Source organism: Siccirubricoccus soli (assembly GCF_024178315.1).
Lineage (GTDB): Bacteria > Pseudomonadota > Alphaproteobacteria > Acetobacterales > Acetobacteraceae > Siccirubricoccus > Siccirubricoccus soli.
In genome coordinates, this window is the sequence record NZ_JAMZIK010000215.1 from 1 (window position 1) to 6,009 (window position 6,009).

Here is a 6,009-nt window from a genome sequence, read left to right on the forward strand (position 1 = left end):
CCAGGGGCCGCTCCGCCGCCCAGCTTCCCAGCGCCCGGCAGGTGGCGAGCCAGGGCGGCAGCGCCGCCAGCGGTGCCTCTCCCGGCCAGCCTGGCAGCGCGCCGAACCCCACCGCGCGCGGCCCCTCCTGCGCCCGCGCCGCCCCCACCACCGCCAGCACCAGCGCGCACGCCAAGCCAAGGGCACGCCGGCCGAACCGGCGCCACCCGTTGCCCTGGCGCGGCTTCGCCGCGCCAGGCTGGGCGGGATTCAGGAAAGGGAGCGAAAACCCGGCCCCCCCGCGGCGCCGCGCAGCGGCGTCGTGAGGAATTAGAGGCTGCGCGTCGCGACCAGCTTCCAGGTCGGGTCGGCGGAGGTGAGGTCGCGCTGGAAGGTCCACAGATCGGTCAGCTCGGTGATGGCATCGCTGCCCGCCACCACCTCGCCCCCGCGGCCGACCGTCATGTTGATCTGGTCGGTCACGAATCGAACGGTGACGTCGGCCACGCTACCACGCAGATCCGCCTCTTCGATGGCCAGTTCGTGGACCGCGCGCAGTTCCGTCCGCTGCTGCTCGCCAGCCTGCTCCCGCGCGGTGATCGCCTGCTCGAAGCCGGCATAGGTATCGTCCGAGAGCAGGGCGCGCAGCGTCTGCCGGTCCCCGGTGGCGAAGGCCTGGATGACCATGCGGAAGGCGCCCTCCGCCCCCTCCAGGAAGCGTTCCGGCTGGAAGCTGCGGTCCTGCGCCGCGATGCGCGCCAGGGCCTGGCCCGGCGGGGTGCGCGGATCCGGCACCACCCGCTTCGCCTGGCCCTGCGGCGCGGCCGGCCACACCTCCTGCGCCTCGCCCTCCAGCACGCGGCCGCCGCGCGGGTCGTAGCCGGCCGCCCCGGCCTCGGGCGCCGGGGGCCGCTCATACCCCGTCCGGCGGCCCAGCACGCTCCGCAGCCGCAGCACCAGGAAGGCTGCGATCATCGCGAAGAGAATCAGTTCAATCGGGAAGCCGCCGCCCATGATGGACTCCTTTTCACCTATCTAGGCACCGCGCCCTTGCGCCGCAACCGCCGGGGCGCCCGGGCTTGCGGCCTCCCGTCCACCCCTGTATCGCGGCCGGGAACCCAGAGGGGACCGGGCCGCGATGATCCTGCTGCGACACGGGCAGAGCGAGTTCAACCTGCACTTCACCGCGACGCGGCGAGACCCCGGCATCCCCGACCCGAAGCTCACCCCCCTCGGCATGGCCCAGGCGGAGGAGGCGGCGGAGGCGCTGGCGAATGAGGGCATCCGCCGCATCATCGCCTCCCCCTACACCCGCGCCATCCAGACCGCGATGCCGATCGCCAGGCGCCTCGGCATCCCCATCCATGTCACGCCGACGGTCAGGGAGCGCTACGCCTTCTCCTGCGACATCGGCTCGCCCCGCACCCAGCTCGCCCTCGCCTTCCCGGAGCTCGACCTCCGCCATCTGGAAGAGGTGTGGTGGCCGGCGGTGGAGGAGCCGGACGAGCAGATCGAGGCCCGCGCCCGGCTGTTCCGCGCCGAGATGGCGGCGCTCACGGACTGGCAGGACACGCTGGTGGTCTCGCATTGGGGCTTCATCCTGGCGATGACCGGCGAACGGGCGGTGAATGGCCAGATCCTTCGCTGCGACCCGACGGCGCCGCCGCCGGAGAAGATCGTCTGGCGGCTCGCCCACCACACCGTCGTGAAGCCCTGAACGTCCCCGCCGCCCCCGCGCTGCGAGGGTGGGCGAAGGTTGAGCGGGGGCGTCCGCCGCGCCCGTTCCGCGCCCCGGAGGCGCCGCTTTCCGCCCGCGGGGGGTGCACGCCCCCCGCGGGCGGGGCTATCACCCCGCACCCCGCCACTCCCCGGCCCCGCAAGAAAGGCCCGCCATGTCCGACCTTCCCCCGATGAACGGCCAGCCCGTCCCGCAGGGCCCGCTGGTGCTGAACCTGCAATACACCAAGGACCTCTCCTTCGAGGTGCCGGGCGCGCCGCAGATCTTCTCCACCCTGCGGGAGCAGCCGCGGGTCGATCTCCAGCTCGATGTCCAGGCCCGGCCGATCGAGGAGGGCGGCAATGTCTATGAGGTCTCGCTGCAGATCCGCGCCGATGCGCAGACCGAGAGCCAGACCTGCTTCATCGCCGAGCTGACCTATTGCGGCATCTTCACCGTGACGGTGGAGCAGCAGGTGCTGGAGCCGGTGCTGCTGGTGGAGTGCCCGCGCCTGCTCTTTCCCTTCGCTCGCAACATCCTGGCGGACGTCACCCGCGATGGCGGCTTCCCGCCGGTGATGCTGGCGCCGATCGACTTCGTCGCGCTCTGGCAGTCCCGCCGGCAGGAGGCCGTCGGCACCGCCTGAGCCGCCGGTTCCGGAAAGGGTTCACCCTGGCGGCGCCGGGGTGAAACCGCTCCCGCCCTTGCCGTGCCGCATGGGCCCCGGCCCGCGCCGCGGGCGGCCCTGCAGCAGCGCTGGGCCTTCCCGCGCAATTAACGCTGTTCGGTTGAATTGGTAACTTCCGATTCGCCAAAGGCTTGTACAACGATTCGAGTGCAATATAGTTGCAGAATCGACCAAGCCGCGGTGAGTCAGGATGCCATCCGTTTCGGCCAGGACGACGCCCGTACTCGCCTTTCCTCGCGCCATGCGGGTGGAGGCCCCCTCCCCTGCCAGCGGGAGGGAGCAGGACCGCATCCTTCTTTCGCCCCCGCACCTGACGGGTGGGGAGCTCGCCGCCCTCTCCGCCACGCTGGACAGCGGCTGGGTTGCCCCCGCGGGCCCGGTGCCGGAGGAATTCGCGGAGGCGATCGGCACCGTCACCGGCTTCCCCCATGTCGCCGCCGTGGCCTCCGGCACCGCCGCGCTGCATCTCGGCTACCGGGTGCTCGGGGTGGCGGCAGGGGATGAGGTCTGGACCGCCTCCCTCACCTATGTCGCCACCGTCGCGCCGGCGGTGCAGATGGGGGCCATTCCCCGCTTCCTCGACGTCACCCCCGAAAGCTGGACCCTCGACCCGAACCTGCTGGAGCGCGAGCTGGCCCGCGCCGCCCGCCGCCGGGCCCTGCCGCGCGCCGTGGTACCGGTGGATCTCTTCGGCCAGAGCTGCGCGCTCGACGCCATCACCGCGCTTTGCGACCGCTGGGGCGTGCCGGTGCTCTGCGACAGCGCGGAATCCCTCGGCGCCACGCAGCGCGGCCGGCATGCCGGGCTCGGCGCCCGGCTGGCCGCCTTCAGCTTCAACGGCAACAAGATCGTCACCGCCGGCGGCGGCGGCGCGCTGGCCAGCGAGGACAAGGCGCTGATCGATGCCGCCCGCCACCTCGCCACCCAGGCGAAGGAGCCGGCGCCGCACTACCAGCATGAGACCACGGGCTTCTCCTATGGGCTCTCCTCCATCCTGGCGGCGGTCGGCCTCGCCCAGCTCGCCGCCCTGCCCGCCCGCGTCGCCGCCCGCCGCGCAATCTTCGAGCGCTACCTGGCCGGCCTCGCCGGCCTGCCCGGGCTCGGCTTCATGCCGGAGCCCGTCTGGGGCCGCAGCACCCGCTGGCTCACCGCCATCACGCTGGACCCCGCCGCCGGCGCGCCGGACCGCGAGACGGCGCGCCGCGCCCTGGCCGCGGCGGGGATCGAGGCGCGGCCGGTCTGGAAGCCGCTGCACCTGCAGCCCGTCTTCCGCACCGCGCCGCGGGCCGGCGGCGCCGTCGCCGCCCGGCTGTTCGAGACCGGGCTCTGCCTGCCCTCCGGCAGCGGGATGAGCCTGGCGCAGCAGGAGCGGGTCATCGCCGCGCTGCGCGGCCTCTGGCAGGGCTGAGGCGAGGATGCGCCTGCTCTACCTGCACCAGCATTTCTCCACCGCCGAGGGGGCGACCGGCACCCGCAGCCTGGCCATGGCGGAGGCGCTGGCGGCGCGCGGCCATCGGGTGACGCTGGCCTGCGGGCAATATGCCGGCGCCGCCAGCGGCCTCACCGGCCCCTTCGCCGCCGGGCGGCGGGAGGGCAGGGTCGGCGGCCTCCGCGTGGTGGAATTCGCCATCCCCTGCGGCAATGCCCAGGGCTTCCTCGCCCGGACCGGCGCCTTCCTGCGCTTCGCCGCCGCGGCCACGCGGCTGGCGCTGGCCGAGGATTGGGACATGGTCATCGCCTCCTCCACCCCGCTCACCGTGGCGCTGCCGGCGCTGGCGGCCCGGGCGTGGCGCGGCATTCCCTTCCTGTTCGAGATCCGCGACCCCTGGCCGGAATTGCCGCGCGCGATGGGCGTGGGCGGCGGGCCGCTCGGCTGGTGGGCCATGGACCGGCTGGCGGATGCCGCCTGCCGCCAGGCCGCCGCCGTGGTGACGCTGAGCGAGGGGATGGCGGAGACCGCCCGCCGCCATGGCGCGGCGCCGGAGCGCGTCACCGTGCTGCCCAATGGCTGCGACACCGAGCTGTTCGGCCCCGCCGCCACGCCCTGGCGGCCGGAGGGCGTCGGCAGGGGCGAGCTGCTCGCGGTCTATGCCGGGGCGCATGGCGCGGCGAACGGGCTGGACCAGCTCCTCTCCGCCGCCCGGCTGCTGGAGGCGCAGGGCGCGCCGCTCCGCCTGCTGCTGGTGGGCGAGGGCGGGGAGAAGCCGCGCCTCCGTGCCCGGGCCGCGGCGCTCGGGCTGCGGCGGGTGGAGTTCCTCGACCCGCTGCCGAAGCCGCGCCTCGCTGGGCTGCTGGCGGGGGCGCAGATCGGGGTGCAGTGCCTGGCCCCGGTGCCCGCCTTCGCCGAATGGACCTCGCCGAACAAGCTGATGGACTACCTGGCGGCCGGACTGCCGGTGGTGGCCAATCTCGGCGGCCGGGCGGCGCGGCTGCTGGAATCGGACCCCCTGGGCGCCTGCGGCGTGGCGACCCCGCCGGGCGATGTGCCGGCGCTGGCCGCCGCCCTGGCCGGGCTGGCGGCGGACCCCGTGCGGCGCGCGGCCATGGGGATGGCGGCGCGGGCGCAGGCGGAGGCGCGCTGGGCGAGGTGGCGGCTGGCCGAGCGCTTCTGCGACACGGTGGAGCAGGCCAGGGGCACGCCGGAAGGCGGCAGCCCCGTGACCTCCTTCCGGGACGCGTACCGCCCGCAGGAATCCGGGTTGGGCATGGGGTCCCGCTGGCTGCACCTGCCGGCCCCGGCCGGCGCCTTTCCGGAGGGCATGCGGGGGGCAGCGGCCTCCTCCAGGGTGGTGGCGGCACGCCGGCAGCAGGTGGAGTCCCCGTGAGGGAGCTGCACCTCGTCGCCGCCGCCCGCCCCAACCTGCCGAAGCTGGCCGCCCTGTTCCACGCCCTGGCCGCGGGCGGGCTGCCTTTGCGCCCGGTGCTGCTGCACACCGGCCAGCACCATGACGAGGCGATGTTCGGCGCCCACCTCGCCGCGCTGGGCCTGCCGGCGCCGGAGGTGGCGCTGGGCGTCGGCGGCGGCAGCCATGCGGAGCTCACCGGCGGCACCATGATCGCCGCCGAGGCCACCTGGCGCCGTCGCCGCCCCGCCCTGGTGGTGGTGCCCGGCGATGTGGACGGTGCCCTCGCCGCGACCCTGGCGGCGCGGAAGCTCGGCCTGCCGGTGGCGCATCTGGAGGCCGGGCTGCGCAACGGCGAGAGGAACATGCCGGAGGAGATCAACCGCCGCGCCATCGATGCCATCGCCACCCTGCACTGGGCGCCGGACGAGGCAAGCGCCGCCCGCCTGCTGGCCGAGGGCCATGCGCCGGGCGGCGTGCGCGCCGTGGGCAACAGCATGGTGGACACGCTGCGGCGCAACCTGCCGGCGGCGCGCGACCTGCCGCTGCCGGCGGGGCTGGCGCCCGGTGATTACGGCGTGGTGACGCTGCACCGCGCCGGCAATGTGGATGACGCCGCGTCCTTCGCCCCGCTGCTGGCGGCGCTGGCGGAGGCCGCCGCGCTGCTGCCGCTCGCCTGGCCGCTGCACCCGCGCAGCCGGGCGCGGCTGGCGGCGCATGGGCTGGCGGTGCCGCCCGGCGTCACCCTGCTGCCGCCCCTGCCCTATCTGGAATTCCTCGGC

At 74.9% G+C, this 6,009-nt stretch carries 6 protein-coding genes; 5 read left to right on the forward strand and 1 reads right to left on the reverse strand.

From position 1 onward, the window contains the following. Positions 1-309 precede the first annotated feature (309 nt). Positions 310-993: a Tim44/TimA family putative adaptor protein gene (locus tag NJ376_RS26390; protein ID WP_252956351.1), complete on the reverse strand. Its 684-nt coding sequence runs from the start codon at positions 991-993 to the stop codon at positions 310-312. 124 nt (positions 994-1,117) lie between these two features. On the opposite strand from NJ376_RS26390, the gene NJ376_RS26395 reads away from it, so the two are divergent. From NJ376_RS26395 to NJ376_RS26415, 5 genes are all read left to right on the forward strand, one after another. Next, entirely contained in the window at positions 1,118-1,696 is a 579-nt protein-coding gene (locus NJ376_RS26395; protein ID WP_252956352.1) for a histidine phosphatase family protein, read from the forward strand. 175 nt (positions 1,697-1,871) lie between these two features. Next, entirely contained in the window at positions 1,872-2,342 is a 471-nt protein-coding gene (secB, locus tag NJ376_RS26400) for a protein-export chaperone SecB (protein WP_252956353.1), read from the forward strand. 232 nt (positions 2,343-2,574) lie between these two features. Next, positions 2,575-3,792: a DegT/DnrJ/EryC1/StrS family aminotransferase gene (locus NJ376_RS26405; protein ID WP_252956354.1), complete on the forward strand. Its 1,218-nt coding sequence runs from the start codon at positions 2,575-2,577 to the stop codon at positions 3,790-3,792. Between the two features lie 7 nt (positions 3,793-3,799). Next, complete coding sequence (locus NJ376_RS26410) at positions 3,800-5,209, forward strand: glycosyltransferase family 4 protein (protein WP_252956355.1); 1,410 nt, start codon at positions 3,800-3,802, stop codon at positions 5,207-5,209. Continuing rightward, the coding region (locus NJ376_RS26415; protein ID WP_252956356.1) for a UDP-N-acetyl glucosamine 2-epimerase at positions 5,206-6,009 on the forward strand (804 nt) is incomplete at its 3' end. The genes NJ376_RS26410 and NJ376_RS26415, both read left to right, overlap by 4 nt.